At 73.5% G+C, this 26097-nt stretch carries 26 protein-coding genes; 14 read left to right on the forward strand and 12 right to left on the reverse strand.

Annotation, left to right across the window (positions count from 1 at the left end; translation table 11 throughout):
* Nucleotides 1–49 precede the first annotated feature (49 nt).
* Entirely contained in the window at nucleotides 50–1456 is a 1407-nt protein-coding gene (locus tag FHX73_RS40220; protein ID WP_145911026.1) for a N,N-dimethylformamidase beta subunit family domain-containing protein, read from the forward strand.
* Between the two features lie 7 nt (nucleotides 1457–1463).
* On the opposite strand, the gene FHX73_RS40225 is transcribed toward FHX73_RS40220, so the two are convergent.
* From FHX73_RS40225 to FHX73_RS40240, 4 genes are read right to left on the reverse strand one after another with little or no spacing between them, the layout of a single operon-like run.
* Complete coding sequence (locus tag FHX73_RS40225; protein WP_145911027.1) at nucleotides 1464–2144, reverse strand: ribonuclease H family protein; 681 nt, start codon at nucleotides 2142–2144, stop codon at nucleotides 1464–1466.
* A gap of 57 nt (nucleotides 2145–2201) precedes the next feature.
* On the reverse strand, nucleotides 2202–2975 hold the full coding sequence (locus tag FHX73_RS40230; protein WP_145911028.1) for a DUF427 domain-containing protein: 774 nt from the start codon (nucleotides 2973–2975) through the stop codon (nucleotides 2202–2204).
* Between the two features lie 60 nt (nucleotides 2976–3035).
* On the reverse strand, nucleotides 3036–4271 hold the full coding sequence (locus FHX73_RS40235; protein WP_145911029.1) for an APC family permease: 1236 nt from the start codon (nucleotides 4269–4271) through the stop codon (nucleotides 3036–3038).
* 50 nt (nucleotides 4272–4321) lie between these two features.
* A complete protein-coding gene (locus FHX73_RS40240) occupies nucleotides 4322–4894 on the reverse strand; it encodes a hypothetical protein (protein ID WP_145911030.1) in 573 nt (190 codons plus the stop codon).
* A gap of 156 nt (nucleotides 4895–5050) precedes the next feature.
* On the opposite strand from FHX73_RS40240, the gene FHX73_RS40245 reads away from it, so the two are divergent.
* Nucleotides 5051–5377: a MazG-like family protein gene (locus FHX73_RS40245; protein ID WP_145911031.1), complete on the forward strand. Its 327-nt coding sequence runs from the start codon at nucleotides 5051–5053 to the stop codon at nucleotides 5375–5377.
* 52 nt (nucleotides 5378–5429) lie between these two features.
* On the opposite strand, the gene FHX73_RS40250 is transcribed toward FHX73_RS40245, so the two are convergent.
* The gene (locus FHX73_RS40250) at nucleotides 5430–6623 is read right to left on the reverse strand and encodes an MFS transporter (RefSeq protein ID WP_246214185.1); all 1194 of its coding nucleotides are present in this window, start codon (nucleotides 6621–6623) and stop codon (nucleotides 5430–5432) included.
* Nucleotides 6624–6694: 71 nt separating this feature from the next.
* Between FHX73_RS40250 and FHX73_RS40255 the strand changes: the two genes are divergently transcribed.
* Entirely contained in the window at nucleotides 6695–7465 is a 771-nt protein-coding gene (locus FHX73_RS40255) for an AraC family transcriptional regulator (RefSeq protein WP_145911033.1), read from the forward strand.
* 7 nt (nucleotides 7466–7472) lie between these two features.
* Here FHX73_RS40255 and FHX73_RS40260 read toward each other — a convergent pair whose 3' ends face one another.
* Together FHX73_RS40260 and FHX73_RS40265 are read right to left on the reverse strand one after the other, a co-directional pair.
* A complete protein-coding gene (locus FHX73_RS40260) occupies nucleotides 7473–8366 on the reverse strand; it encodes an alpha/beta fold hydrolase (RefSeq protein WP_145911034.1) in 894 nt (297 codons plus the stop codon).
* Nucleotides 8363–8608, reverse strand: coding sequence for a hypothetical protein (locus tag FHX73_RS40265; protein WP_145911035.1), 246 nt, complete (start codon nucleotides 8606–8608; stop codon nucleotides 8363–8365). The genes FHX73_RS40260 and FHX73_RS40265 overlap by 4 nt, the downstream gene beginning before the upstream one ends.
* A gap of 228 nt (nucleotides 8609–8836) precedes the next feature.
* On the opposite strand from FHX73_RS40265, the gene FHX73_RS40270 reads away from it, so the two are divergent.
* Nucleotides 8837–9373, forward strand: a complete 537-nt coding sequence (locus FHX73_RS40270) for a hypothetical protein (protein ID WP_145911036.1) — start codon at nucleotides 8837–8839, stop codon at nucleotides 9371–9373.
* Here FHX73_RS40270 and tuf read toward each other — a convergent pair.
* Complete coding sequence (gene tuf / locus FHX73_RS40275) at nucleotides 9366–10547, reverse strand: elongation factor Tu (protein ID WP_145911037.1); 1182 nt, start codon at nucleotides 10545–10547, stop codon at nucleotides 9366–9368. The two genes, FHX73_RS40270 and tuf, sit on opposite strands and share 8 nt — an antisense overlap.
* A gap of 353 nt (nucleotides 10548–10900) precedes the next feature.
* Between tuf and FHX73_RS40280 the strand changes: the two genes are divergently transcribed.
* From FHX73_RS40280 to FHX73_RS40295, 4 genes are read left to right on the forward strand one after another with little or no spacing between them, the layout of a single operon-like run.
* Nucleotides 10901–11224, forward strand: coding sequence for a hypothetical protein (locus tag FHX73_RS40280; RefSeq protein ID WP_425461480.1), 324 nt, complete (start codon nucleotides 10901–10903; stop codon nucleotides 11222–11224).
* A complete protein-coding gene (locus tag FHX73_RS40285; protein WP_145911038.1) occupies nucleotides 11151–11678 on the forward strand; it encodes a DUF6879 family protein in 528 nt (175 codons plus the stop codon). Before FHX73_RS40280 ends, FHX73_RS40285 begins: the two co-directional genes overlap by 74 nt.
* Before the next feature lie 37 nt (nucleotides 11679–11715).
* Nucleotides 11716–12564 carry a helix-turn-helix domain-containing protein gene (locus FHX73_RS40290; RefSeq protein ID WP_145911039.1) on the forward strand — a complete coding sequence of 283 codons (849 nt, stop codon included), beginning with the start codon at nucleotides 11716–11718 and terminating at the stop codon, nucleotides 12562–12564.
* Nucleotides 12565–12578: 14 nt separating this feature from the next.
* Entirely contained in the window at nucleotides 12579–12908 is a 330-nt protein-coding gene (locus tag FHX73_RS40295) for a hypothetical protein (protein WP_145911040.1), read from the forward strand.
* Between the two features lie 9 nt (nucleotides 12909–12917).
* On the opposite strand, the gene FHX73_RS47445 is transcribed toward FHX73_RS40295, so the two are convergent.
* Nucleotides 12918–13826: an NmrA family NAD(P)-binding protein gene (locus FHX73_RS47445; RefSeq protein WP_281292785.1), complete on the reverse strand. Its 909-nt coding sequence runs from the start codon at nucleotides 13824–13826 to the stop codon at nucleotides 12918–12920.
* A gap of 28 nt (nucleotides 13827–13854) precedes the next feature.
* Nucleotides 13855–15069, reverse strand: coding sequence for a Dyp-type peroxidase (locus FHX73_RS40305; protein WP_145911042.1), 1215 nt, complete (start codon nucleotides 15067–15069; stop codon nucleotides 13855–13857).
* A gap of 81 nt (nucleotides 15070–15150) precedes the next feature.
* On the opposite strand from FHX73_RS40305, the gene FHX73_RS40310 reads away from it, so the two are divergent.
* Complete coding sequence (locus FHX73_RS40310) at nucleotides 15151–16458, forward strand: right-handed parallel beta-helix repeat-containing protein (RefSeq protein ID WP_246214186.1); 1308 nt, start codon at nucleotides 15151–15153, stop codon at nucleotides 16456–16458.
* Nucleotides 16459–16486: 28 nt separating this feature from the next.
* On the opposite strand, the gene FHX73_RS40315 is transcribed toward FHX73_RS40310, so the two are convergent.
* Entirely contained in the window at nucleotides 16487–17335 is an 849-nt protein-coding gene (locus FHX73_RS40315; RefSeq protein ID WP_145911043.1) for a hypothetical protein, read from the reverse strand.
* A gap of 151 nt (nucleotides 17336–17486) precedes the next feature.
* Nucleotides 17487–20270 (reverse strand): SdrD B-like domain-containing protein, encoded by a 2784-nt coding sequence (locus tag FHX73_RS40320; protein ID WP_145911044.1) that lies wholly within the window; start codon nucleotides 20268–20270, stop codon nucleotides 17487–17489.
* A gap of 485 nt (nucleotides 20271–20755) precedes the next feature.
* Here FHX73_RS40320 and FHX73_RS40325 point away from each other — a divergent pair, with 485 nt between their 5' ends.
* The 5 genes from FHX73_RS40325 to FHX73_RS40345 all read left to right on the forward strand — a co-directional run bounded on the left by FHX73_RS40325 (nucleotide 20756) and on the right by FHX73_RS40345 (nucleotide 26084).
* Entirely contained in the window at nucleotides 20756–21067 is a 312-nt protein-coding gene (locus tag FHX73_RS40325) for a hypothetical protein (protein WP_246214187.1), read from the forward strand.
* Nucleotides 21068–21122: 55 nt separating this feature from the next.
* Nucleotides 21123–21881, forward strand: a complete 759-nt coding sequence (locus FHX73_RS40330) for an SDR family NAD(P)-dependent oxidoreductase (RefSeq protein WP_145911045.1) — start codon at nucleotides 21123–21125, stop codon at nucleotides 21879–21881.
* A 137-nt stretch (nucleotides 21882–22018) separates the two neighbouring features.
* Nucleotides 22019–23113 (forward strand): PP2C family protein-serine/threonine phosphatase, encoded by a 1095-nt coding sequence (locus FHX73_RS40335; RefSeq protein ID WP_145911046.1) that lies wholly within the window; start codon nucleotides 22019–22021, stop codon nucleotides 23111–23113.
* A 199-nt stretch (nucleotides 23114–23312) separates the two neighbouring features.
* Entirely contained in the window at nucleotides 23313–23885 is a 573-nt protein-coding gene (locus FHX73_RS40340) for an ATP-dependent Clp protease proteolytic subunit (RefSeq protein ID WP_145911047.1), read from the forward strand.
* 408 nt (nucleotides 23886–24293) lie between these two features.
* Nucleotides 24294–26084 carry a carbohydrate-binding module family 20 domain-containing protein gene (locus FHX73_RS40345; RefSeq protein ID WP_145911048.1) on the forward strand — a complete coding sequence of 597 codons (1791 nt, stop codon included), beginning with the start codon at nucleotides 24294–24296 and terminating at the stop codon, nucleotides 26082–26084.
* Nucleotides 26085–26097: the final 13 nt, after the last annotated feature.

A 26097-nucleotide genomic window follows, 5' to 3' on the forward strand; every position in this document is an offset into this window, starting at 1 on the left:
ACCGCGCGTCAGCGCGGGGCCCGGGCGGGCCGGGCGCTACCGTCGGGGGATGGCGGCGCGTGGCTGGACGTGGGTGGTCGGGGTCGGGCTGCTGCTGGCGGCCGGGTGCGGGGGAGGCGGGCCGAAGCACGGCACGGGCACGGCCTCGCCGACACCGCTGCGGGGCGACCCGGACTGGGCGATCACCCGGCCCGGCGCACCCGAGGAGATCCAGGGCTACACCGACCGGCCGGGGGTCAGGCCGGGCACCCCCGTGGCGCTGATGGTGTCCACCACCGCGGCGACCTTCCGGGTGCGGGCCTACCGGTTCGGCGCGTACCCGGACGCGCCGGCCGCCGTGATCTGGGAGTCGGCGCCGGTCGCCGGGGCGCGGCAGGCGGCCCCGACCACCGACGCGCGCGGCACGGTGGTCGCCGGCTGGCGGCCGAGCCTGACCGTGCCGACCGACGGCTGGCCGCCCGGCGCCTACCTGCTGCGCCTGGACGCGGCCTCCGGCGGGAAGCGCTGGGTGCCGCTGACCGTGGAGTCGCCCTCGGTGGCGGGCCGGGTGGTGCTGGTCCAGGCGGTGACCTCCTACCAGGCGTACAACACCTGGGGCGGGAAGAACCTCTACTTCGGCGCGGACGGCAGCTTCGCCACCCGCGCCCGGGCCGTCAGCTTCGACCGGCCCTACCAGGACGAGGACGGCGCCGCCGACTTCTTCCAACTGGAGGAGCCGCTGGTGCTCTTCGCCGAGCGCGCGGGCACGCCGCTGGCCTACCGGACGAGCATCGACCTGGACCAGGACCCGCACGCGCTGGACGGCGCGGCCGGCGTGGTCAGCGAGGGGCACGACGAGTACTGGTCACCGGCGATGCGGGCGACCGTGACGGCCGCGCGCGACACCGGGAGCAACCTCGCCTTCCTGGGCGCGAACGCCGTCTACCGCCGGATCCGCTTCGAGTCGGCGGACCGGGTGGAGGTCAACTACAAGGTGCCGCAGGAGGATCCGCTCTACGGAAAGGACGACGCGGCCGTCACCGGGGACTGGCCGAGCCCGCCCGACGCCGACCCGCAGAGCTCGCTCACCGGCCAGGCCTACTCCTGCGACAGCCGCACCAACTCGGCGCTGGTGGTGGACGGTTCGACGAACTGGCTGTGGGCCGGCACCGGCCTGCGGGACGGGCGGCAACTGGCCGGCCTGGTCGGCCCGGAGTCGGACCGGCTCGACGACTCCGGGCACGCCCCGCAGGTGACCGTGCTCGGCCACGCCGACGTCGCCTGCGCCGCCGGCCCGGCCCGGACGGCGAACGCGACCGTCTACACGGCCGCCGGCGGGGCGACCGTCTTCGACGCCGGGACGGAGAACTGGATCTGCGCGCTGCGCACGGACGACTGCCCGGGCGTGCCGGGCGAGGTGCGGCAGGCCGTCCGGGTGGCGACCGGGAACCTGTTCAAGGTCCTCCGGCACCGGTAGCAGTGGCTCAGCCCTTGGCGCACTCCGGGTGGCCCCAGCCGGAGCCGACCTTGGTGATCGTCTCGCCCTTCGGGTAGGCGCGACCGCACGGGCAGGTGCCGGCGAAGCGGGCGGCCAGGGTGCGCGAGGAGCCGCCGGCCGGCTTGGTCGCGGTACGGGCCGGGCGGCGGGCCTTCGCCGGGGCGGCCGCGGCGCTCTGCGGGTCCGGCTCGGGCAGGTCGGCGGCCGTGCCGGCGGCGCCCTGCTGGGTGCGCGCGGCGTCGCTGGCGGCCTTGTCGGCGATCGCGTTCAGCGGGTCGCCGTCCACCTGGTGGGCCGGCACGTAGACGAAGGTGACGTCCCGGCCGTCCAGCAGCGCGTCGATCCGCTGGATCAGCTCCTGGTTGGCGACCGGCTTGCCCGCGGCCGTCTTCCAGCCGTTGCGCTTCCACCCGGCCAGCCACTTGGTGACGGCGTCCCGGGTGTACGTGCTGTCCAGGCGCACCTCCAGCGGCACGCCCGGATCGGTCGCGGTCAGCAGCTGCTGAAGCGCCGTCAGCTCCCCGATGTTGTTGGTGCTGTGGCCCAACGCCCCGGACTCCCAGCGCTGCGGCACCGCCGCACCGTCCGCGACCACGTAAGCCCAGCCCGCCGGTCCGGGGTTGCCCTTGGCTGCTCCGTCGCACGCCGCGATGACTCGATCCACCATGGGTCGATCATGCCAGCTGGTACCTGTCCGGTACCAAATCGCGGCGGGCGGCGGCTGTCAGTGACGCTTCGGCCGCTCCACCCGCTCGCCGTCGACGAACAGGTCGACGCGCTCGTTGTAGAAGGCGACCAGGCCGGCGATCGGCTGGACCTCGCGGGTGGGGAAGTCGTAGTACCAGGCGAGGTCGGGGTGCAGTCGGCCGTTGATCCGGGCCGACCAGTAGCCGCTGGTGGTGCCCTTGTAGGGGCAGGCGGTGACGGTGTCGCTGGGCTCCAGCTTGGTGAAGTCGCAGTCGGTGCGGTTGAGGTAGTAGCGGGTCGGCAGCCCGGTCTCGAAGAGCAGCACCGGGGACGAGGACTCGGCCAGCACCACGCCCTCGCGCTCCACCCGCACCGTGCGGGTCGAGCGCAGCGCGTCCACCCGCACGTACGGGTTGCGGGGGTGCACGAAGACCTGCTCGTCCTCCTCGTACCAGGCGTCCAGCGCGGCCCACTCGAAGCGCACGGTGCCGCTCAGGCCGGGGACCGGCGACTCGGTCAGCACCCGGGCCGCCCGGGGGCGCAGCAGCTCGCCGACCCGCAGCCCGAACCAGCGCGCCGTCCCGCGCGAGGTCTCCTCGGCGCCGGCCTCCTCGTCCGGCACCAGCAGCTCCGCCCGCACATCGGTCAGCGGGACGTAGAACTGCGGGAAGTACGGCTTCTCCCACACGTAGCGGGCCCGGACGGTGTCCAGCACCGTCTCGCCGCCCAGCGCCGCGCGCACCCGCCGGGGCACCGCCTCGACGTGGTCGACCGGCATGGTCACCGGTGGCAGATCCAGCTGATCGTCCATCAGAGCGCCGCCCTCTCCTCGGTGGACGCGACCCGGACGGTTCCGCGCCCCGGTCGACAGTCAACCACGCCGACGCGCCCCGTAGGCGGCGGCGCCGACCGCGAGTACCGCCGCGCCCCACAGCACCGAGGCGGCGGGCAGGGCGAAGGCCAGCGCCGCGCAGCCGGCCGCGCCGAGCAGCGGCACGAGGCGCGGCGGGCGGCCCTCGGCGGGGGTGAGGGTCCAGGCCGAGGCGTTGGCCACGGCGTAGTAGGCGAGCACGCCGAAGGAGGAGAAGCCGATCGCACCGCGCACGTCGGCGGTGGCGGCCAGCACGGCGACCACCGCGCCGACGGCGAGCTCGGCGCGGTGCGGCACGGCGAACCTCGGGTGCACGGCGGCGAGCGCGTGCGGCAGGTGGCGGTCGCGGGCCATCGCCAGGGTGGTCCGCGAGACGCCGAGGATCAGCGCGAGCAGCGAGCCGGTCGCGGCCACCGCCGCACCGACGCGCACCACGGGGGCCAGCGCGGGCACGCCGGCCGCGCGGACCGCCTCGGCCAGCGGCGCCGCGGTGTGGGCCAGCCGGTCCGGCCCGAGCACGGCCAGCACGGCGAGCGCGACCACCGCGTAGAGGACCAGGGTGATGCCGAGCGCGAGGGGGATCGCGCGCGGGATGGTGCGGGCCGGGTCGCGCACCTCCTCGCCGAGGGTGGCGATCCGGGCGTACCCGGCGAAGGCGAAGAACAGCAGGCCGGCCGCCTGGAGGATGCCGTGCGGGGTGGCGTCCGCGCCCACCGACCAGTGGCCGGTGTCGGCGGACGGGCTGGTCAGGCAGGCCGTCGCCACGGCCGCCAGCACGGCCAGCACCACGGCCACGATCGCCCGGGTCAGCCGGGCGGCCTTCTGCACGCCGACGTAGTTGACCGCCGTCAGCGCCACCACGGCGGCGACCGCCACCGCGTGCGCCTGCCCGGGCCAGACGTACGACCCGACGGTGAGCGCCATCGCCGCGCAGGAGGCGGTCTTGCCGACCACGAACCCCCACCCGGCCAGGTACCCCCAGAACTCCCCGAGCCGCTCGCGTCCGTACACGTAGGTGCCGCCCGACTGCGGGTAGCGGGCCGCGAGCCGGGCCGAGGAGGTCGCGTTGCAGTAGGCCACCACGGCCGCGAGCGCCAGCGCCACCAGCAGGCCGGAGCCGGCCGCCGCGGCGGCGGGCGCGAGCGCGGCGAAGATCCCCGCCCCGACCATCGAGCCGAGCCCGATGACGACGGCGTCGAACACGCCCAGTCGGCGCGTGAGTTCCTCGGCTCGCATGACCTGCACTTTCGGACGACGGCGACCGTCGATCAACGGCCGGCGGCACCCTACCGCAGCGCGGTGACGGGTTCGGGTCGGGCGGGGGCGGGCGCGGCGCCGTCGACGAGTTGCGCCAGCTCGGCCGCCGATTCGGGGGTCAGGCGGTAGAACCCCTGGAGGCTCACCGCGCGTTCGAGGCGGCCGTCGACGACGTACTTCAGGCCGCGGGTCCGGCCCCGCTGGTTGCGCCAGGTGAGCCCGGCCAGCAGGTCGCCGGGGACCGGGAGGTCGAAGCGGACGGGGGTGCCGTCCACGTGGACGGGCTCCGCGCCGCAGCCACCGGCGCCGAGCATCGCCCAGTCGTTGTGGCCGGGGATCTCCGGGTCCTGCCAACTGTCGGGCGCGGCGCGGCAGCACGCGCCGCGTTCCAGGTCGAGCACGCGCATCCGGCTCACCACGAAGACCTCGCACCGGTTGACGTGCAGGGCGTACACCTCGTCGCCGGGGCGGGCGGCCGTCCAGGCGGGCAGCGAGGTGTGGCTGCCGCTGAAGGCGACGGTGGGGCGCTCGCCCACCCGGCCGCCGTTGCGCAGGGCGCGGCAGGTGTCGTGGGTCCACAGGACGGTGAAGGCATCGGGCATGGCGTGACCGTAGTGGACGGGTCCGACAGCGGGGTGGGACGGGTCGCGGGTGGCCGGGGGAATCGAAAACGGCGGCTTCGACCCGGGCTCGCCGAGAACCGCCGAGAACCGCCGTGGCTTGATCGAGCGACTCGAACAGGGGCAGGATCCTCAGCCATGGATCAGATCTGGGAGACGGTCAACTCTCTTGCGGGCAAGCTCGATTCGCACTTCCAGCGGAGCGACGAGGAACGCTGGACGGTGCAGGCGCTGAAGCTCCAGGAGGAGGCGGGGGAGGTTGCCGAGGCGGTGATCGGCGCGCTGGGGGCGAACCCGCGCAAGGGGTTCTCGCACGGGTGGGACGACGTGCGCAAGGAGACCTGCGACGTGGCGCTGTCGGCGCTGGTGATGCTGGCCCGGATGGGCGGGGACCCGCGGTGGTTCTTCGAGGAGCACGTGCGCTCCGTCGCCGGGCGGGACCTGAACGGGGGCGCTGCGGTCTGACGGGGTTGGCGGGGCTGACGGGGGTGAAAGGGGCGACGGGTGTGACGGGGGTTCAGGCCGTCCGACGGAGCGTCAGCAGCAGGGCGCCGGCCGTCGCCGTCGCGCCCACGGCGGTCACGGCGGGCCAGCCGCCGGTGGCCCAGGCGATCGAGCCGAGCGTGGAGCCGACGGCGATGCCGGCGAAGCGCAGCGTGAAGTAGCAGGTGTTGAGCCGGCTGTGGGCGCCCGGGTCCAAGGTGAACAGGGCGCCCTGGCAGGCGACTTGGTTGGACCAGGTGGCCACGTCCAGCAGCACCACGCCGGCCGTCAGCCAGCCGAGCGAGGTGCCGCCGGCCAGCAGCAGCGCCCACCCCGCGAGCACGGCCGCGACGAGCACCGCCGGTCCCCGCCGGGCGCCGAGCGCGTCCGCGAGCCGGCCCGCGGCCGGCGACAGCAGCGCGCTCGCAGCCGCGACCAGCCCGAACAGGCCGACCACGGTGGAGCCGAACCGGTAGTGCTGGTCGAGCAGGAAGGTCAGCGCCGTCCAGAACGCGCCGAACGAGACCCCGACGAGGGCGCCGGAGAGGGTCACCCGCCGGACCAGCGGCTGGTCGGCGAAGAGCCGGGGCAGCGAGGCCAGCGCCGCGCGGTAGCGGATCCCCCCGGTCGGCGGCAGCGCGGGCAGCGCCCGCCGGAGCACCAGGGTGAGCAGCACGGTCAGCCCGCAGGAGCACCAGAAGACCGTCCGCCACCCGGCCGCGGCGGCCAGCGCGCCCGAGTAGGCCCGGGCCCCCAGCACGCCGACCAGCAGCCCGGTCTGCACCAGGCCCACCGTGCGCCCGGCCCGCTGCCCGCCGGCCAGCGCCACCGCCAGCGGCGCGACCAGCTGCGGCACGGGGGAGACCAGGCCGAGCAGGAACCCGGCGGCGACCAGCCAGCCCGTGCCGGGCGCCAGCGCGCAGGCGGCGAGCGCGAGTGCGGAGGCCGCGCCGAGCGCGCAGATCAGCCGCCGCCGGTCGGCGCAGTCGCCCGCCGGGACCAGCAGCGCGATCCCGGCGGCGTAGCCGAGCTGGGTGGCGGTGGGGACGGCGCCCAGCTCGGCGGGCGCGGTGTGCAGCGAGTGGGCGGCGGCGCCGAGCAGCGGCTGGCTGAGGTAGACGTTGGCGGCGGTCACCGCGCTGGCGGCGGCCAGCAGCAGGGTCGGCGGGCGGTCCGGGGCGGCGGCGGCCGGGCCGGACCGGGGGAGTGCGGGAGCGGAGTCGATCACGTGGGTCCACGCTAGGCAGCCCCGGCCTGGCATGCTGTCGCGCGAACGCCGTCGACTGTCGAGAGAGCGCCATGCATGGCAAGAGCGAGAACCGCGAGGACTACCAGCACGTGCCCAGGCCGCTGGCCGCGATGGCGCGCGACCTGCCCGACGGCCACCACATCCCGCCCCACCAGCACCGCCGGGCCCAGCTGATCTACGGCACCAGCGGCGCCATCACGGTCGTCACCGACCGGGGCAGCTGGGTGGTGCCCGCGACCCGGGGCGTCTGGGTGCCGCCGCGCACCGTGCACGCGATGACCTGCACGGGCGAGGTGCGGATGCGCACCCTGTACGTCGAACCGAGCGCCGCGCCCGGGCTCACCGACGAACCCACCGTCGTCTCGGTCTCCCCGCTGCTGCGCGAGCTGATCGAGGCCGCCACCCGGATCCCGCTGGAGTACGCGCTGGACGGGCGGGACGGCCGGCTGATGGACCTGCTGCTGCTCGAACTGGAGCCGCACCGGGTGCCCGCGCTGCACCTGCCCGTGCCCGCCGACCCGGAGCTCGCCGCACTGTGCGCCGCGATCCAGGCCGACCCGGGCGCACCGTGGAGCACCGCCGACGCGGCGGCCCGCACCCACCTGAGCCCGCGCACCCTGCAGCGCCGCTTCCCGGCGGCCACCGGGATGACCCTGGCGCACTGGGTGCAGCAGGCCCGGCTGCTGCACGCGGTGATCCTGCTGGCCCGCGGCCGGCCGGTGACCGCCGTCGCCGGGGAGCTGGGCTACGCCACGCCCAGCGCGTTCAGCGCGATGTTCCGCCGCGCGCTGGGGAGCACGCCGAGCGGGTACTTCGACTGACTGGGTGTCAGGTCGGACTGCGTGCCTCCTCGATCAGCGCGAGCAGGGCCTCGGCCACCGGACCGGGGCGCTCCTGCATGGCGACGTGGCCGACCCCCGGGAGGGTGAGCAGCCGGGCGTCGCGGAAGGCGGAGTACGCCCGGGGCGCGGTGCGGAGCGGGACCAGCCGGTCCCGCTCGCCGTAGACGAGCAGGACCGGCGCGGCGACCCCGCGGGCCTGGCGCCAGGCCGAGGACTCGTCGGTGGCCACGAAGGAGCGCACCACGGCCCGCACACCGCCGGCCAGCATCTGCACGCTGTGGGGCAGTTCGGCGCGGCGTCGGCGCTCGCGGGCCTCCGTCGCACGCTGCTCGGGGCGGACCAGCGCGGGGTCGCCGTAGATCACCCGGTAGACGTCGTCCACCTGCCGCTCGGGGCTCTGCGCCGCCATCACCCGTGCGTACAGGCGCGGTGCCCCGGGCAGTCCGAGCAGGGCGACGCCCAGCGCCGGCGCGGCCGGCAGGGTCGGCAGCACGGGCGAGACCAGGGTCAACGTCCGCACCAGGTCCGGGCGTTCGGCGGCGAGGCGGAGCGCGGCCAGGCCGCCCAGCGAGTTGCCGACCAGGTGCACCGGTCGGTGCCCGCCCCGGTCGAGGTGGTCGGCGACGGCGGCGGCCTGACTCCCGACGGTGACCCGGCCGTCGGGCGGGGGCGCCGATCGCCCGAACCCCGGCAGGTCCAGGGCCAGGCAGTGCACCGAGCCGTGCAGCCGCTCGATCAGCGCGGCCCAGTTCTGGGTCCAGCCGCCCAGCCCGTGCAGGAACACGGCGGTCTCGGCGCCGGGTTCGGTGCCGGGCACGAAGACGGTGGCGAGGCTGTCCGTCAGAACTCGTCCGTTGTACATCGGTTGACCGTCAGTCATCGGAGCACCCCCGCGACGGCCCGGTAGTGCCCGATCAGCAGGCCGCCGACCGCCGCCCAGCCGGCGCCGCGCCGGTCGAAGCCGGCCAGCAGCAGTCCCAGCACGGCCGGCAGCGCCGCGCTGCGGGCCGCGTAGGAGAGCGGTCGGTCGCGCAGCAGACGGGCTCGGGAGACCCGCCGGTGGAGTTCGGCGAAGTCGCCGTGCCGGGTGCGGCCGGCGGTCGAGGTGTCCTGAACGGTCATGCCACCATCCCGGTGTCGGGCCTCGGGTCTCGGGCGGCCGCCGGGCGGTGCGGCCCCGGGCCGGATGGCGCCAGGATTCCCGGGCCGCCGGGCCGGTATCCCGGCACCGCCGTGGGCCGGGCCCCAACTGCACTCGGACGGGTGACGGACCGTCAGCCGTGTCGTACGCCGGCCCGAGGCCGGACAACCCGTTCGACGGACCGTGCGCGGTCCCGGCATGATGACCGGATGCTCCAGACCCAGCTCGACCAGCTCCGGCAGTCCGGCGCCGACACCGGCCACACCGAGTTCGCCGCCCGCATGGTGCGGGCGCTGACCGAGGCCGCGACGGCGCTGGCCGCACTGCCCGACGACGACGGGTTCTGGCGCGACCGGCCGGACCGCCAGGTCTCGCCGTACAACCTGCACTGCCACGCCGCCGAACGCCTGCGGCGTGATCCGGGCGACCGGGCGGCGCGCTGGAGCATGGTGGCGCTGGCGCTCGCGCTGGGCGCCAACGACGGCGGCCTGGAGCACCTCGGCCCGGAGATCGCCGCCGACCCGGCGGTGGTCGCGGACGCGGTGGTGATCGCCGACTGGATCTGGGAGCAGATCGGCCTGGACCCGACCGGGGACCTGCGCGCCCTGTGCGCGCAGGCCGACCGGCCGGCCCTGGAGGCGCTGGCCCGGACCGCCGACGGGACGGCGGCCCGGACCGCGCTGCGGGTGCTCGACGGCGGCTCGTTCATCGACTGGGCCGCCGTCGACCCCGGCGCTGCTAGTTGAGGACCTCGCGCACCGCCCCCGCCGCGACCGTGCGCCCGCCCTCGCGCACGGCGAAGGTCAGTCCGCGCTCCAGCGGGACCGCCTGACCGAGCGTCACCGTGGCCTCGACCGTCTCGCCGGGGAGCACCAGGCCGGTGCCCTCCGGCAGTTCGACCTCGCCGACCACGTCACCGGTGCGCAGGTAGAACTGCGGACGGTACCCGCCGGTGATCCCGGTGCGGCGCCCGCCCTGAGCGGTGTCCAGCAGGTGCAGCCGGGCCGTGAAGCGGGTGTGCACCTCGACGGTGCCCGGCGCCGCCACCACCTGCCCGCGGCGCACCTCGGCGCGCTGCACCCCGCGCAGCAGCAGCGCGACGTTGTCGCCGGCCTCCGCCGAGTCCATGGTGCGCCCGAAGGTCTCCACCCCGGTGACCGTCGACTCCAGCTGCGAGTCGTAGCCGAGCACCGTCACCTTGTCGCCGAGCCTGACCCGCCCGCGCTCGACCGCGCCGGTCACCACGGTGCCGCGGCCGGTGATGGTGAGCACGTTCTCGATCGGGAGCAGGAACGGGGCCTCGGTGTAGCGCACCGGGGTCGGCACGTACGCGTCGATCTCGTCCAGCAGGCGGAGCAGGGCGTCGGCCCAGAACCCGTCGCCGTTCAGCGCGCGCAGCCCGGAGACCGGCACCACGGGCAGACCGGCGCCGTCGTAGCCGTGAGCGGAGAGCAACTCGCGCACCTCCAACTCGATCAGCTCCAGCAGCTCCGGGTCGGCGCCGTCCGCCTTGTTGAGCGCCACCACCACGTGCTCGACGCCGACCTGACGGGCCAGCAGCACGTGCTCGGCGGTCTGCGGCATCACACCGTCCTGCGCGGAGACCACCAGGATCGCGCCGTCCAGCTGGGCGGCGCCGGTGATCATGTTCTTCACGAAGTCGGCGTGCCCGGGCATGTCCACGTGCGCGTAGTGCCGGGTGGCCGTCTCGTACTCGACGTGCGAGATGTTGATGGTGATGCCGCGGGCACTCTCCTCCGGGGCCCGGTCGATCCGGTCGAACGGCACGAAGGCACCCGTCCCGCGATCGGCCAGCACCTTGGTGATGGCGGCGGTGAGGGTGGTCTTGCCGTGGTCGACGTGACCCATGGTGCCGATGTTCAGGTGCGGCTTGGTGCGCACGAAGGCCTGCTTGGCCATGTTCCCATTCTCCGTGATTCGTCAGCCTGCTGACGGGACCTCAGCCACGAGCCACCTTCCCCGGACGAGGTCCCGGGATGGACGAACCCGGGGAAGGTCAGCTTCGTGCGCCGTCGATTGCGGCGGCTGCGAATGCCGGAGCGAATGCCTGGGCAGCAGCCACCGCCCCCGCGACTGCGGGGTTCTCGGCGATGGCGTACTGGGTCATGCGCACCATGGTGGGGGGTGGCGGGGTTGTGTGCCAATGGTTTTCGGGGCGACTCAGCTCGGGTTCGCGCAATTCCGTGCACGCGGGGTTGTGCTTCTCATTCGCAGGGCTGACGGTGATGCATGTCCCCGCAACTCCCTAGACGTTGGAGATCGTCGTGGCACTAGGTTTCGTGGGCATCGACCCGACCACCGGTGGCGGAGGCTCGCCCACCGTGTGGGTCGAGGACGAGGAGGAGGAGATCATCGTGCAGAGCCAGACGGCCGACGCCGCGCTCTGCGAGAAGATCGCGGGGACCGAGTGGGTTCCCGGGCACGCGGTCGGGATCCCCGCTCACGAGTCCGTGATCCGTATCCCGGCACGCATGGTGCCGATCCTGAAGGAGGCAATCGAACGTGTCGAACGTGCCCGACTTCGCCGCACTGCTGAGGAGCGCTCAGCGGAGCGCCGTACACCTGGAGATGCGTGACGCCTACGCGGTGGGTGATGAGGCCGAGGAGATCGACCGCTTCGCCCGCACCGGCGAGATCGAGTTGGATCCCGAAGCGTCGTGGTGGCCCGAGTGGTTGGGCCTCGTCCGCGAGACGATCGACCGTGGCGTGGTCGTGCGCCGGGCCAGGATCGTGTCCGAGCCGGTGACCGACTACATCCGGTGGGAGCACGCGGTCACCCCGATGAACCTGGCAGCCGGAGAGCTGGTCCGCTGGCTGCCGAGGAGCCAGGCGTCGGACATCGCGCTGCCCGGCAACGACTTCTGGCTGATCGACGACAGGCTGGTCCTGTTCCACTTCTTCACGGGGTACGGAGACTGGGCCGAGCCGGGGTTCGCCTTCTCCGAGGATCCCGCGACGGTTCGCCTCGTCTCCTCCGCGTTCGAAACCGTCTGGGAGCGGGGCACTCCGCACGACAAGTACAGCGTCTGACCCGCCCCTACCCTGCGAGCACCGGACCGCTAGACATATGCCGACGTCTCCGTCATCAAGCGCGCATGCGGCGCGTCTTGCCCTTGCCAACCGCCTCGTCGATCTGCGCAAAGACGCCGGCCTGACGGGCAAACAGCTGGCGTTCCGGTGCGGGTGGAACCCTTCGAAGGTGTCCCGGATCCAGAGCGCACGGACCCCGCCGGCCGACTCCGACATTCGGGCGTGGTGCGCTGCGTGCTCAGCGGCCGACCAGGCGGACGACCTGATCGCCGCATCGAGGGCGGTCGAATCGATGTACCTGGAGTGGCGTCGGCTGCACCGCGCGGGGATGCGCCAGGTGCAAGAGGACTTCTACCTGCTCCACGAACGAGCGCGGTTGTCCCGGACCTACGTGTCCAACGTCGTTCCCGGCTTCCTCCAGACACCCGAGTACGCGACTGCCCTGATGCGCTCCATCACGGAGTTCCAGGGCACTCCTGATGACGTGGCCGACGCCGTCGCCGCACGAGTGGCGCGGGGGCGGCTGCTGCACGAGGGCAGGCACAGGTTCGCGGTGCTGATGGAGGAATGGGTGCTCCGCTCCCGGATCGGCGATGCGGAGACCATGGCCGGTCAGCTCGGCCACCTCCTGGCAGTGATGCCGCTGGCCTCGCTGTCGCTCGGGGTCATCCCATCCACCGCACAGCGCGGCATGTGGCCCTTGGAGGCGTTCTATCTGTACGACGACCGGCATGCCGTCGTGGAGACACTGACGGCTGAGGTCAACGTCACGCAACCCCGTGAGATCGCTGACTACGTCCGGGCGTTCGGCGAGTTGCAGCGCCTCGCGGTCTACGGTGCCCAGGCGCGTGCGCTCATCACATCGGCAATAGCCGCCCTCGGGTGAATCCGTGCAAGGCCGTGCAACGTGCTCGCCAGGTGGTCCGCTGGGTTCCTACCTTCCTGCTGGAGTCGGTGGAGGTGAAGGACGACTGGCGCGGGAAGGGCGTGGGGATGCGGCTGGCCGTCGAGGCTCTGCGGCGGCTCGCTGTGCCCCGGACGCTGGCCGTCTGCTACCCGGCACCGATCCACGACCACGGGCCGGATGAACCCTGCGCCTACGAGTCCGACGACCCCGAGGTCCGGCGCCCGGACGAGGAGGCCGTCGAGAGGCTTCGCCGAGCGTGGGAGCGGCACGGCTTCTCGCATCTCGACCAGGGGGTGTACGTCATGCCCCTGCACCAGGTGTAGGCCCCGCGCCTACCCTCCGGTCAGGAGCTCCGGGTGGCGGCGGGCCAGCTCGCCGATGCCCAGTGGGGCGCGGCCGAGCACCTGGCGGACGCCGTCGGTGTGGCGGTCGTAGCGGTTGGCCGCGTGCAACTGGGCCATTGTGGTGATGTGCTGAGCGACGTGCTCTGGTAGCCGCAGTGGTGCGAGGTCGTGGTCGAGCCAGTCCTGGAGCGGGACGTCGGTGTACTCGACGGGTCGGCCGAGTGCTGCCGACAGCTCGGCGGCCAGGGCGGGGCCGTCCTGAGAGCGCGGGCCGGTCAGTTCGTGCACCCGGCCGAGGTGCGGGGCCGGGTCGGCCAGTACCTGGGCCACCACGGCGGCGACGTCCTCGGCGGCGACCGGGGAGGTCCTCGCCCGGCCGAGCGGCAGTCGGAGGGTGCCGTGGGCCGCGACGGTGGACAGGCCGACCCGGAAGAGCGGGTTCTGCTGGAAGACGGTGGGCCTGATCTCGACCACCGGCAGGCCCGACCAGCCGAGCACCTGTTCCACCAGCCACTGCTGGCGGTGCTGGTGCGACTCGCCGGTGCTCGCCACGCCCAGCTCGGAGACGGTCAGCTGGGACATGTTCACCAACGCCTCCAGCTGCCCGGCCTGCCGGGCCACGGCCGCGGTGGTGACGGCGGCCTGGAGGTACTGGTCCGAGACGGCCATGCCGAAGTACACCCGCGTGCAGCCGTCGAGCGCGGCGGCGATGTCGTCGGTGCGGGTCAGGTCGCCGACCAGGACCTGGGCGCCGGTGGCCCGCAGCGCCTCGGCGCGGTCGTCCGCGCGGCGCACCATGGCCCGCACCGGCAGGTCGCGGCGGCGCAGCTCCTCGACCACCAGACGGCCGACGGCGCCGACCCGGCCCGCGGCTCCGGTCACCAGGATCGGTTGCACGATGTCCTCCGTCGGGGCTGAGGGAGCGTCAGGTCCAGAGCCGTTCGCCGAGGCTGCCGCCGGGGGCGCAGCCCGGGAGGACGTAGGCGACGGCTGAGGCCTGGTGCTGGAGGTAGGGGGTGAGGGCGTCGCGGGTGGCCAGGCGGTTCTGGACGCGGGTGAACTGGGCGGGGTCGCGCATGAAGGCGCAGAACAGGAGGCCGCGGTCGGTCGGGGCGTCGTCGTAGCTGTAGCCGCGGCGCAGCATGCGGGTGCCGCCGTCGAGGCGGGGGCTGGTGAGGCGGACGTGGGCGTTGGCGGGGATGACGTAGGAGCCGTCGGGGTTCTTGGCGTAGATGTCCGGGTCGTCGTGCTCGGCGGTGCCGGTGAGCGGGACGCCGTCGCCCTGGCGGCGGCCGATGGTCCGCTCGCGCTGGTCGGCCGGCAGGCCGGCGAACCCGGCGACGTCCATCCGGATCCGGCGGTAGACCAGCACCGTGCCGTCGTGGTGGGCGCCGGGCGGGCCCCAGACGAACTGCTCGTCCTCGGCCGGGGCGGGGTTGGAGGTGCCGTCCTTGAAGCCGAACAGGTTGCGCGGGGTGGTGCCCGGGGTGGTCACGGGCAGGAAGCCGGACTGGCTCCAGCGCGGGGTCGCGCCGGCGGACCCGGCGGCCGTGGCGACGAGTTCGGCGACCACGGTCAGCGTCCAGCGGTCGGCGGCGCAGAGCTGGAGCAGCAGGTCGCCGCCGCTGCGGGCCGGGTCGAGCCGGTCGCCGGGGAAGGTCGGCAGGTCGGCGAGCGCGGCGGGGACGTCGAGGCCGAGCCGGGTGGCCAGGCCGGGGCCGACGCCGACCAGCGAGGTCAGCCGGGTGGTGCCGAGGCTCTGGAGGCGGGCATCTGACGGGGCGTCGGAGGCGGCCGCGGCGAGGGTGCGGGTCAGCGCGTCGAGGACGGTGCGCAGGGTCTGCCGGTCGGCGGCGGCGGAGGTCTGCGGGAGGTCGAAGGCGAGCAACTGGGTGGCCGGCTGCTGGGGCGCCGTCACACCGGCCTGGCGGGGCCCGTGGAAGGGGGCCGCGGCCTCGGCGGGCGGGGCGGCCGGGGTGGGGTGGTGACGGCCCGTCAACTCCTTGCGCGCCAGGTCGTCCGCCGCCGCACCGAGGCCGGCGGCGAGCGCCGCGCCGGCGGCGAGCAGGGCGCCGCGCCGCCCGAATCCGGCGGCCGCGGGGTGGCTCGGATCCTGCGCGTTTTCCGGTTCGGTGGGCATACGGCTATTGGAGACGATAGAACACCTGTCATGCAAATGCTGTCTGCCGAGCGTGTGTTGAGTCGCCATAAGATCCGACCGGTGGGTCCACAAACGGTGGGCGTACTGGTCGCGGCGGTGGCCCTGGCGGCCGCCGGGTGCTCCTCGTCGGGGTCGGCCTCCACGGACGCCAAGCATCCGGCCGGCACGGTGCTGCGGGTGCCGCAGGACTTCCGCACGGTGCAGCAGGCGGTCGACGTCGCCAGGTCGGGCGACACGGTGCTGATCGGCCCGGGCGTGTACAAGGAGAGCGTGCAGGTCGCCAAGCCCGACCTGGTGCTGCGCGGCACCGACCGCAACGCCGTGGTCTTCGACGGCGGCGTGCGGCTGGTCAACGGCATCACCGTGACCGGCGCCGGCTCGGTGGTGGAGAACCTCACCGTGCACGGCTACCTGGCGAACGGCGTGCTGTTCACCGGTGTCACCGACCAGAAGCTCCAGCAGCGCGGGGCCGGCGGCTCGGCCTACAACCCGCTGGACACCACCCGCTTCCCGGCCGTGCAGGGCTTCCGGGCCAGCCGGGTGACCTCGTACGACAACGGGCTCTACGGCATCTACGCGTTCGACGCGCACGGCGGCGTGATCGAGGACTCCTACGCCTCCGGGCAGGCCGACTCGGGCATCTACGTCGGCCAGTGCCGGCCCTGCGACACCCTGGTGCGCGGCAACACCATGGCGGGCAACGCGGTCGGCATCGAGATCACCAACGCCTCCGAGGGCGTCTCGGTGCTGGGCAACCTGGTCACCGGCAACCGGGTCGGGATCACCATCAACTCCAACGACCAGGAGGCGTTGGCCCCGCAGCACGGCGCGGTGCTGGCGGGCAACGTGGTCGCCGACAACAACGCCGCCGACACGCCCGAACAGGCCGACGGCGGCTTCGGGATCGGCATCGGCATCGGGGGCGGCACCGGGGACCGGGTGCAGCGCAACCTGGTGCGGGGCAACACGGCGGCGGGCGTGATCGTCACCGACCCGCCCGGGCACCCGGCGAGCGACGACCAGGTGCAGGGGAACCGGGTCACCGGCAACGGAGCGGACCTGGTGCTGGCCGCCGCCGACCCGAGCAACTGCTTCAGCGGCAACCAGCCGGCCACCCAGAGTCCGGCCGGGCTGGAGGGCCTCGCGGGCTGCGGGGCGGGCGGTCGGGGCAGTCTGCCGAGCGGTGAGGCGGCCGTGGTGCAGGCGCCGCCCGGGGTGCCGTTCAGCCAGGTGCCGGCGCCGCCCGCGCAGCCGTCGATGCCCGATCCGACGGTCCCGGCCGCCCCGGCGACCGGGCTGCCGGGGACCGTCGATCCGGACGCCTACCCGCTGCCGGTGGACGCCGGTGCGGTCCCGGCCGCGCACTGACGGACCGTCATATCTTTGCGCGCGAACGTCAGTCGGTGGCCCACGGCGCGTCCGGGAGCTTCGCGGCCGCGTCGTGCCCGGTGAACTCCAGGGTGGTCGGGGTGCCCAGGCCCGGCATCCGCATCGTCACCCGGCGCAGCCCGCCGTCGGCGTCCACCCAGTAGGTCAGCGGCGACTTCCCGCCGTCGGGGCCGGTGCCCGGGGTGGTGCCGGTGGCGCGCGGGCCGGAGAGCTCGTCGTACTCGCGGCCGTCGATCCGGGCGCGGCCCAGCCAGCGGGCGCCGGACTGGGCGAGCAGCAGCGGGTTGTCGGGCCGGTCCGCGGCGAGCTGGATGAGCAGTTGCAGCCCGGCGTCCAGCGGGTCGGTGGTGTAGGGGCGCGGCGACCAGCCCGAGCGGGGGATGTGCTCGGCCTGCTGCCAGGGCGGGGTGCCGTCCAGCGCGGGCGCGAGGCCGAGGCCGTCGGCGTCCCAGACGATCAGGCCGTGGTCGAGCTGCGGGGCGGCGCTGGCGCCGGCGGCCGCGGCGGGGCCGGGGGAGCCGGCCCCGGTGGTCGTGTAGCTGCCGACGGCGTGGTGGGTCCGGTAGTCCACCACCCCGCTGACCCGCAGCACCACGCCGCCGCCCTCGGCTGCCGTCAGGGTCACCGCCACGGGGCTGGCCTGGTAGAGGTTCAGCCGGGAGAGCGCCAGCCGGGACGCCTCGTCCATCGTCACCGGCCGCTCGCCGCCGCCGGACAGACCGCGGTAGGCGGCCACGCCGCCGACCGCGGCGCCGCACACCGCGAGCGCGACCAGGGCCCGGAGCCAGCGGGTCCGGCGCGGGGTGGGGCCGTCCTGGCGCGGCGCGGGGCGGTCGGTCCTGGTCCTGCGAGCCATGCGGTCGTCGCCTTCTCTCGTCTTCTCTCGTCGGGTTGACCGCGGGGCGCGGTCGATCGGGTCACGCAGTCGGGCGGGTTCGCCGGCCAGTGACCGGCGAACCCGCCCGATCCGGCTCCGGGAGCACCGGTGCCGGCCGCCCCTCACGGGGCTAACTGTGCTGTGCCGCCTTGCGCTTGCGCATCAGCACGAGCATCGTCGCGCCGACCGCGGTGAACGCGGCGCCGCCGACCAGGGCCAGCGGAACCACCTCGCCCATGCCGGTGAAGGCCAGGTGCGAGCCGGGCGGGGTGCCCGGGCCCGGCGCGACCGGAGCCGGCGTGGGCGTCGGCGCCGGAGACTGGCTCGGCGTCGGCGTCGGCGTGGGGGACGGCGTCGGGGTGGGGATCTTCGTGTTGACGGCCGTCACCGAGACGCCGGTGGCGAGGTTGTCGGCGGTCAGCACCAGCGGTCCGAAGACCGTGGTGTCCGGCGCGCTGTAGCCCGCGGGCGGGCTGACCTCCTGCCAGTAGTACGTCCCGACCGTGCCGCTGCCCTGGCAGACGCCGTCGGCACCGGTGGTGCAGACGTCACCCACCTTGGTGTCCGGCTTCGACCCGTCGGTCTGCAGGCCGTCGGTGCCGTTGGTCTCCTTCCACAGTTGGAACTGGGCGCCGGGCAGCGGGTTGCCGTCCTGGTCGTGCTTGAGCACGCGCAGGACGCCCTCCTGCTGCCGGAAGCCGAAGTCGTAGGTGTGGTTGTTCTCGCCGGGGCCACCGGTGGTCAGCGCCTTCACGGGGTAGGCCGTACCGGGCGGCACGGTCCCCTTGGAGTCGATGAAGTGGTTGGTCCCGACGTTCGCGTCGGTCGGCACCCACTCGTAGAGCGGACCGCCCTTGGCGTAGTCGGCCGGGTTGTCGATCTTGATGGTGTAGTCGGTCTTCGGCTTGAGCCCGCCGGTGACGTCGGAGTCGTCGAAGTAGTACTCGCCGCGCGCCGTCGTCTTCGTCGTGCCGACCAACTTGCCCGAACCGTCGTACAGGTGCATCGTCACCCCGACCACCGGGAGCTGGCCCGGATCCTGCAGGCCGGTCCGCTGCGGGTCGTACCAGACCCGGTTGCCGATCTGCAGCGGAGCCTGGTCGCAGAGCACCTCCAGGTCGCCCATCGAGGCGCCCTTGCCGAACGGTGCGCTGGTCCCCTTCGGGGTCAGCCGCAGGCCGAACTGCGGATCCTGGGCGCCGTTCGCGCGCTCCAGGAAGGAGGTGCCGTAGCCGACCGGGGTGTGGTCGGGGTCGAAGGAGGAGACCGCGATGGTGCTCTCGACCTTCGAGAGCGCCATGCCGGCGAACGCCGTGTTGTTGTGACCCACGGCGGCCCAGGCGACGTTGAAGAACCTGGTGCCCCGGACGGTCTCCCCGCAGCCGTTGTTGGTGTCCATCACGTACATGCCGTTGGCGAGGCAGGCCTTGTTGAGGTCACCGCCGGACATGACGTTGAAGACCGAGCCCGGCGCGGGTGCGCCCGGCTCCCGGTCGGCGAAGCGGTCGCGGAAGGCGAGCACCATCGAGCCGTCGGTCTCGATGATGACCTTGCCCAACTCCGGTTCGGGGTTGGCCATGGTCGAGGTGCCGCACGCCTTGCCGTTCTGCGTGGTCGGGTACGTGCTGGTCCACGGGAACCAGCCCGCGCCGTCGCACGGACCCGAGCCGACCGACGACTTGCGCGGGTAGTCCAGCGGCTGGTCCAGCACCGCCTTGTGGAACGTCCCCGTGGCGAGGTCGAACGGCAGCACCACGGCGCGCATGTCCGTCAGCTTGTCGGTCGACTGGCCGGAACAGACCCCGCCGACGTAGCCGGTGCCGTCCTGCATGCCGAGACCGAACGGCCGCCAGTCCCCGTCCGCCGGGCAGCCCGGGTCCGGGATCGAGTAGACCGCGGTCGGCGCCGAGGCCGTCGGCAGCGAGGCGTCGTACCGGTACAGCTTGCGGTCGTTGAGGTTGACGACGAAGAGGTCCTTGCCGTCGTCGGTGGTCTCGATGCCGCCGAGGCTCTCCTTCCCGGGCACGTCGAGGAAGGCGTCGTCCGTCCCCGGGCCGTGCACGGTGCTACCCGCGTCCGGCACGGTGGTGAACAGCGTCGTCTTCTGCGTCGCGGGATCGGTGACGTAGACCGCGCCCGGGCCGTCCGGGCCGTACTTGGTGCCGCGCTTGGCCACCGCCGAGGAGAAGAGCCGCTTGTCGGCCTTGTTCCAGGCGAGGCCGTACACCGTGCCGGTGTCGGCGTTGGTGGCCAGGGTCGTCGCGGTGATGTCGCCGCCGGGACCCTCCTGGCCGCGCGCGCTGTACGGGAAGGAGACCAGCGTGCGCTGGTCCCCGCCCGCGGTGTTGGGCGGCTGGCAGCTCGCCACCAGCGGCGCGTTCTTCTGGCAGTAGTCACCGGGGTTCCACAGCCCGGTGGTGTAGGAGACGGACTTCTTGCCGGAGAGGTCGACGAACTCCTCGTTGCTGCTCAGCGTGGTCGGCGCACCGTCCAGGCCCTGCGGCGAGGCGAAGGCCGGGAACAGCACCCCCGGCTGCGGATTCACCACCTGCACACGGTACTTGCCGCCGGTGGCCTTGCTCTGGGCCGGCGCCAGGGTGACCGTGCCGTCGGCCGCCGTGACCCCGTCGATGCTGGTGCCGGCGTCGTCGGTGAGGGTCACGGTGACACCGCCGATGCCCGGTTCGAGGCCGGGGGTCCAGCTGCCGCTGGTGTCGACGGCCCGGATCACCCGGACCGTCACCGAGCCGTCCCCAGACTGCGGGTACGCCTGCGGCGCCAACACCAACGAGCAACTGCCGAGCCCCAGGACGAGCGCCGCGACGCCGCCCGTCGCGCGCAGGCCCGGCTTGCCCGGCCATCGCCGGCCCGGTCCGCGCGCGCTGCCCGCTACTTGATCACTTGTGTCTGTCATCCCCTGCTCTCATCGTTCAGAAGGGGCCGATGCCCGACTTCTTCTTGAGGCCCAACTTCTTGAGGGACTACACGAGATGGCGGAGAACCGCCTTGCGGGCGAGCTTAAGGGGGATTTAGGCAAGATCGTGGCGGAACGGCGAATTAGGTCTTCATGAACCTGTCGAAGGATGATCACCGTCCGTTCTACGGAGGCCCGGTGGCCCCTGGCTGCAGGGTTGATGGACCGTCAGCGAAGGACCGGTCCAGGCGGCGCCGCTGGAAGGCTCCGGCGCGCGAGTGGCGAGCCCGCGCGCCCCCGGATCGCGGCCGTTCTCTGACGCGACGTCATGCGGTCTGCTACCTCGGGGTGTTCACCTCTTCCCACCAAGCGGCGGGCCGGCGAGGTGGTTGCACGCCGGGACGTCGTCGACGGCGGTCCCGCTCGTCATGGCCCCGCCTCCCTATGATGTCGGCACGATCCGATCGTCGAGGTGAGGTGGCACGGTGGCAGGGGAGTTCGTCCTGGAGGCCGACGGTGACATGCTGCGGTTCTTCGCCAGGATCGCCGACGAGATGGTCGAGCGCCTGGGCATCGACCGGGCCGAAGCGGTGGCCCGGATCAACGACGCCTGGGCCGAGGTCGAGTTCGAGCCGTACCCCGACCTGGTCTGCCACGAGCCGCCCGGGTACTGGGCACTGGAGCTGTACTACGACGAGGTGCGGTCGTGGAGCCCGCTGGCCGACCGCTCCGACTGGGAGGCCCGCCCGCTCCCGCCTGCGCACTCCCCGGCCTGGACGCTGCCCCGGACCGGCTGAGCTGCCCGGCCCACGGCCATTGCCCTGAACCCCTGTCAGGTGCGATCTTGGCACTGTGGATCTTGGACTCAATGGCAAGAAGGCGTTCATCACCGGTGGAACGCAGGGAATCGGGCTCGCCGTCGCCCGGGCACTGGTCGCGGAGGGCGCCCAGGTGGCGGTCTGCGGGCGGGACGCGGAGCGGCTGGCAGCGGCCGGGGTGCCCGGCTTCCAGGCCGACGTGACCGACCCCGAGCAGCTGGGCCGGGCCGTCGACCAGGCCGCCGAGCTGCTCGGCGGCCTCGACCTGCTGGTGGCCAACGCCGGCGGCGCGTACGGCGGCGGCCTGCTCGACTCGACCCCGGAGGACTGGGCGCAGACCTACGCGATCAACGTGCTGCACGCGGCGCACGCCATCCGCACCGCCGTGCCGCACTTCGATCGCCAGGGCGGCGGCAGCGCGGTGGTGATCGCCTCGATCACCGGCTGGAAGCCCGGCCCCAAGTCGTCCTACGCCTCCGCCAAGGCCGCCGAGATCCACCTGGCCGCCGCGCTCGGCCAGGAGCTCGGCCCGCGCAACATCCGGGTCAACGCGCTCAGCCCCGGCTCGGTGCTCTTCGAGGGTGGCGGCTGGGAGTGGTTCCAGGACAACCACCCCGAGAAGTTCGAGCGCTTCGCCCGCGAGGACTTCCCCCGCGGCCGCCTGGTCGAGCTGCGCGAGGTCACCGACGTCGCCTGCTTCCTGCTCTCGCCCCGGGCCAGCGGCATCAACGGCGCCAACATCTGCGTCGACGCCGCCCAGGACCACCCCAGCGCGGGGCGGCTGTTCCCCTGACCGGACGGCGGACGGAGGGCGCCCGGCGCAGCTGATCGGACGGCCTCCGGGACGGCCGCGCCGGTCCGGTGGCCGCGGCCCGTCCCGCGCACCAGAGTGAGAAGGAGGCGGTCCGCCGCAGCCACCGGGAGGCGACCATGTCCGAGCCGGACACCGGACGCGGGCTGCTGCCCCGGGGCGTGCCCGGCCGCCTGCGGACCCTGGTGCTCGTCTCCTACGCACTGATCGCCCTCGCGGTGCTGGTCGACCTGACCACCGGCCCGAACACCACCCTCTCGCCGGTGCTCGCCTGCGTCCCGGTGCTGGCCGGCGCGGGTAGCCGCTCCCCGAAGGTCCCGGCGACCGCCGGGGTGCTGGCCGCGGCCGGGGCCGGACTGCTCGCGCTCGCCAACCAGGAGGTGCCGCTCGCCGTCCACCTGGCCACCCTGACGGCGATCGCCGCCGTGACCCTGGCCAGCATGGCCAACGCGGTGCTGGCCAGGGCCCGCGAACGCGAACTCCTCCAGGTCCGCACCGTCGCCGAGGCCGCCCAGCGGGCGCTGCTGCGCCCCGTCCCCGCGCGGGCCGGGCCGCTGCGGATCGCCGTGCGCTACGTGGCCGCCGCCGCCGAGGCGCGGATCGGCGGGGACCTGTACGAGGTGCTGGAGACCGAGCACGGGATCCGGATCCTGCTCGGCGACGTCCAGGGCAAGGGGCTGGCGGCGGTGGAGACCGCCGCCGACGTGCTCGGCGCCTTCCGCGAGGCGGCCCGCACCGAGCCGGACCTGGCCCGGCTGGCCGAGCGCCTGGACGCCGCGCTGGCGCACCGGCCGGCGGGGGAGCGGTTCGTCACCGCCGTCCTGCTCGGCTTCCCCGTCGGGGCCGGCCCGGCCGAGGTGGTCAACTGCGGCCACCCGCCGCCGCTGCTGCGCCACCGCTCGCAGCGGGTGACGGCGCTGGAGCCGCCCGGCTTCGCGCCGCCGCTGGCACTGCGGGACTTGACCGGTGAGCCCTACCGCGGGCGCAGCTTCGAGCTCGACCGCGGCGACCTGCTGCTGCTCTACACCGACGGGGTGGCCGAGGCGCGCAATGCGGCCGGCGAGTTCTACCCGCTCGCCGCCCGCCTGGCCACCGCCATCACCGCCCAGGAGCCCGACGTGCTGCTCGGCCAGCTGCTGGCCGACGTGCGGTCGTGGGCCGAGGGCGGGCTGGGCGACGACGCGGCCGTGCTCGCCCTGCGGCGCGAGCCCTGAGCCTGCACTGGGCACGCGCTGGGCCTGCCCTGAGCTCACAGCGAACAGGTCCAGCTGACGGCTGAACGTCCGGAAAGGGGAGGGGAACCGGCGCGACCGCTGGCTACTGTCGGGCGAGTGGCGGGCACCGCGCGGACCGCCGCCGAACCTCGACACGGCCTCACCAAGGCCTCACCACGACCTGACGACGGGTGGATTCATGACGACGGCACACGACGGCGCCGGCGAGCTGGTCTTCAACCGACTGCTGGGGGAGCGCATCGTCTTCCTCGGCCAGGAGGTCGACGACGACTCCGCCAACCGGATCACCGCCCAACTCCTGCTGCTGGCAGCGGAGTCGGAGAAGGACATCTACCTCTACATCAACTCGCCGGGCGGATCGGTCACCGCGGGCATGGCGATCTACGACACCATGCAGTACATCAAGAACGACGTGGTGACGATCGTCAGCGGCATGGCCGCCTCGATGGGCCAGGTGCTGCTGACCGCCGGCGCCAAGGGCAAGCGGTACGCGCTGCCGAACGCCGAGGTGCTGATGCACCAGCCCTCCGCCGGCCTGGGCGGCTCCGCGAGCGACATCCGGGTGCAGGCCGAGCGGCTGGTCCGCAGCAAGCGGCTGATCGCCGAACTCATCGCGGCGCACAGCGGGCAGAGCGTGGACCGGATCACCGAGGACTTCGACCGGGACCGCTGGTTCTCGGCGGCCGAGGCGGCGGAGTACGGCCTGGTCGACCGGGTCATCCACAGCCCGGCGGACGTGCCCGCCTCCTGACGTGCCGTCCTGACGTGCTCGTCTCCTGACGTACGGTCGCACGTAACGGTTTGCTGCAAGTTTCAGAAAGAATGGCGCCAATGGTCTTGACGGCGCGCCACCAGCCGGGGGAAAGTCTGCTGCGCGGCCGATCCCGGGGTTCCCGGGTGGTGCCGCGATCCGGGAGCCGGGCGGTTCGCCACCGGCCGGTTCCCCGGCCACCGGCACCTCCGGGCGGGACCCCGGGGGCGCCGGGCGGTCACCGTGTTCCGGGCGGCCTCGCGAGCGGCCCGGGGCGCAACCCCCCCACCCGCCGGCTCCCCACGGCCTCCCGGTTACCTCCCGCGCGACGGTGCGCCTACCAGCCCGCCCTGCGCTGCGCGCCGGCCTGCCCGTGGTCGGGCCCGCATCGCCAGGAGAGAGCCCGACATGACGCGTGTCCACCCGCGCGGCCGCACCGCCCTGTTGGCGGTCGGCACCCTGCTGACCGCCGCCGTCCTGCCGCTCACCGCGCAGGGCGTCGCCCACGCGAGCGCCCCCAACTCGGGTGACGTGATCGCCAACCTCTTCGAGTGGAACTGGCCGTCGGTGGCCAACGAGTGCACCACGGAGCTCGGCCCCAAGGGCTACGGGGCGGTCGAGGTCGCCCCGCCCGAGGACTCGATCCGGCTCAACCAGACCAGCCACCCGTGGTGGGAGGTCTACCAGCCGATCGGCTACGACCTGAACTCCCGGATGGGCACCAGCGCCCAGTTCGCCGCGATGGTGACGACCTGCCACAACGCGGGCGTCAAGGTGTACGCGGACGCCGTGCTCAACCACATGGCCGGCAACAACAACACCAGCACCGACTCCTACGGCGGCGACGCCTTCAACTCCTCGGCGTACTCCTACTCCCAGCCCGGCTACACCTCGGCCGACTTCCATGCCTACCCGGCGAACTGCCCCAACTCCGACCTGTCGATCAGCGACTGGAACAGCGTCCAGCAGGTCCAGGAGTGCGACCTGTCGAACCTGGAGGACCTCTACACGGAGGGCGCCCACGTGCGCCAGCAGGAGGCCGGCTACCTCAACAGCCTGGTCTCGCTGGGTGTGGACGGCTTCCGGATGGACGCCGCCAAGCACATCGCGCAGGCCGACATGGCGGCCATCCTCGCCCAGGTGAACCCCACCACCTGGACCGGCTCGCGGCCCTACGTCTACCAGGAGGTCATACCGGGCAGCTCCGGCTCGCTGGCCCCGGGCGCCTTCGAGTCCAACGGCAGCGTCATCGAGTTCACCTACGCCCAGGACCTCAAGGCCCAGTTCACCGGCAACATCGCCAACCTCAAGACCTTCGGCTCCAGTTGGGGCCTGGAACCGCCGGCCAGCTCGACCTCGATGGTGACCAACCACGACACCGAGCGCAACGGCAGCACGCTCAACTACAAGAGCGGCGCCCCCTACATCCTGGCCAACCTCTTCGAACTCGCCTGGGGCTACGACGTTCCGCAGGTGTACGCCAGCTTCACCTGGACCAACAGCGACGACTCCCCGCCCTCCGACGCCAACGGCTACGTCACCGGCACCGACTGCTCGAACGGCTGGTTCTGCACCGACCGCAACCAGGGCATCGCCAACATGGTCGGTTGGCACAACGCGACCGCGGGCCAGCAGGTCGCCAACTGGTACGACGACGGCAGCAACCTGATCGCCTTCAGCCGCGGCAACCGCGGCTGGATCGCCATCAACAACGAGAGCAGCGCCAAGACCGTCACCGTCGAGACGGGCCTCGCGGCCGGCAGCTACTGCGACGTCATCCACGGCGACCTCACCCCGAGCACCGGGGCCTGCTCCGGGGCGACCGTGACCGTGGGCACCAACGGCACCGCGACCGTCACCGTCCCCGCGATGGACGCCGTCGCCCTCTACGCGCCGAGCGCCGCCGCCGGCACCGTCGGGCAGGCCTTCAGCGTGAACGAGACCACCAGCTGGGGCCAGAACGTGTACCTGGTCGGCTCGGTCCCCGCGCTGGGCGGCTGGAACACCAGCCAGGCCGTCCCGCTCTCCTCCGCCGGCTACCCGGCGTGGAGCGGCACGGTGACGCTGCCGGCCGGCACCTACGTCGAGTACAAGTACTTCGTCAAGAACGCGGACGGCTCGATCACCTGGGAGCCCGGCAACAACCACTCCTTCACCACCGGCGCCTCGGGCAACGGCACACTGAACGACAGCTGGTAGGCCGGGAGTTGCG

It is taken from the genome of Kitasatospora viridis, assembly GCF_007829815.1.
Lineage (GTDB): Bacteria > Actinomycetota > Actinomycetes > Streptomycetales > Streptomycetaceae > Kitasatospora > Kitasatospora viridis.

Excerpts from the sequence above, each read along its gene's own strand:
- FHX73_RS40220 (WP_145911026.1), top strand. The coding sequence starts at position 50 with ATGGCGGCGCGTGGCTGGACGTGGGTGGTCGGGGTCGGGCTGCTGCTG.
- FHX73_RS40225 (WP_145911027.1), bottom strand. The coding sequence starts at position 2,144 with ATGGTGGATCGAGTCATCGCGGCGTGCGACGGAGCAGCCAAGGGCAAC.
- FHX73_RS40230 (WP_145911028.1), bottom strand. The coding sequence starts at position 2,975 with ATGGACGATCAGCTGGATCTGCCACCGGTGACCATGCCGGTCGACCAC.
- FHX73_RS40235 (WP_145911029.1), bottom strand. The coding sequence starts at position 4,271 with ATGCGAGCCGAGGAACTCACGCGCCGACTGGGCGTGTTCGACGCCGTC.
- FHX73_RS40240 (WP_145911030.1), bottom strand. The coding sequence starts at position 4,894 with ATGCCCGATGCCTTCACCGTCCTGTGGACCCACGACACCTGCCGCGCC.
- FHX73_RS40245 (WP_145911031.1), top strand. The coding sequence starts at position 5,051 with ATGGATCAGATCTGGGAGACGGTCAACTCTCTTGCGGGCAAGCTCGAT.
- FHX73_RS40255 (WP_145911033.1), top strand. The coding sequence starts at position 6,695 with ATGCATGGCAAGAGCGAGAACCGCGAGGACTACCAGCACGTGCCCAGG.
- FHX73_RS40260 (WP_145911034.1), bottom strand. The coding sequence starts at position 8,366 with ATGACTGACGGTCAACCGATGTACAACGGACGAGTTCTGACGGACAGC.
- FHX73_RS40265 (WP_145911035.1), bottom strand. The coding sequence starts at position 8,608 with ATGACCGTTCAGGACACCTCGACCGCCGGCCGCACCCGGCACGGCGAC.
- FHX73_RS40270 (WP_145911036.1), top strand. The coding sequence starts at position 8,837 with ATGCTCCAGACCCAGCTCGACCAGCTCCGGCAGTCCGGCGCCGACACC.
- tuf (WP_145911037.1), bottom strand. The coding sequence starts at position 10,547 with ATGGCCAAGCAGGCCTTCGTGCGCACCAAGCCGCACCTGAACATCGGC.
- FHX73_RS40290 (WP_145911039.1), top strand. The coding sequence starts at position 11,716 with ATGCCGACGTCTCCGTCATCAAGCGCGCATGCGGCGCGTCTTGCCCTT.
- FHX73_RS40305 (WP_145911042.1), bottom strand. The coding sequence starts at position 15,069 with ATGCCCACCGAACCGGAAAACGCGCAGGATCCGAGCCACCCCGCGGCC.
- FHX73_RS40315 (WP_145911043.1), bottom strand. The coding sequence starts at position 17,335 with ATGGCTCGCAGGACCAGGACCGACCGCCCCGCGCCGCGCCAGGACGGC.
- FHX73_RS40320 (WP_145911044.1), bottom strand. The coding sequence starts at position 20,270 with ATGACAGACACAAGTGATCAAGTAGCGGGCAGCGCGCGCGGACCGGGC.
- FHX73_RS40335 (WP_145911046.1), top strand. The coding sequence starts at position 22,019 with ATGTCCGAGCCGGACACCGGACGCGGGCTGCTGCCCCGGGGCGTGCCC.
- FHX73_RS40340 (WP_145911047.1), top strand. The coding sequence starts at position 23,313 with ATGACGACGGCACACGACGGCGCCGGCGAGCTGGTCTTCAACCGACTG.
- FHX73_RS40345 (WP_145911048.1), top strand. The coding sequence starts at position 24,294 with ATGACGCGTGTCCACCCGCGCGGCCGCACCGCCCTGTTGGCGGTCGGC.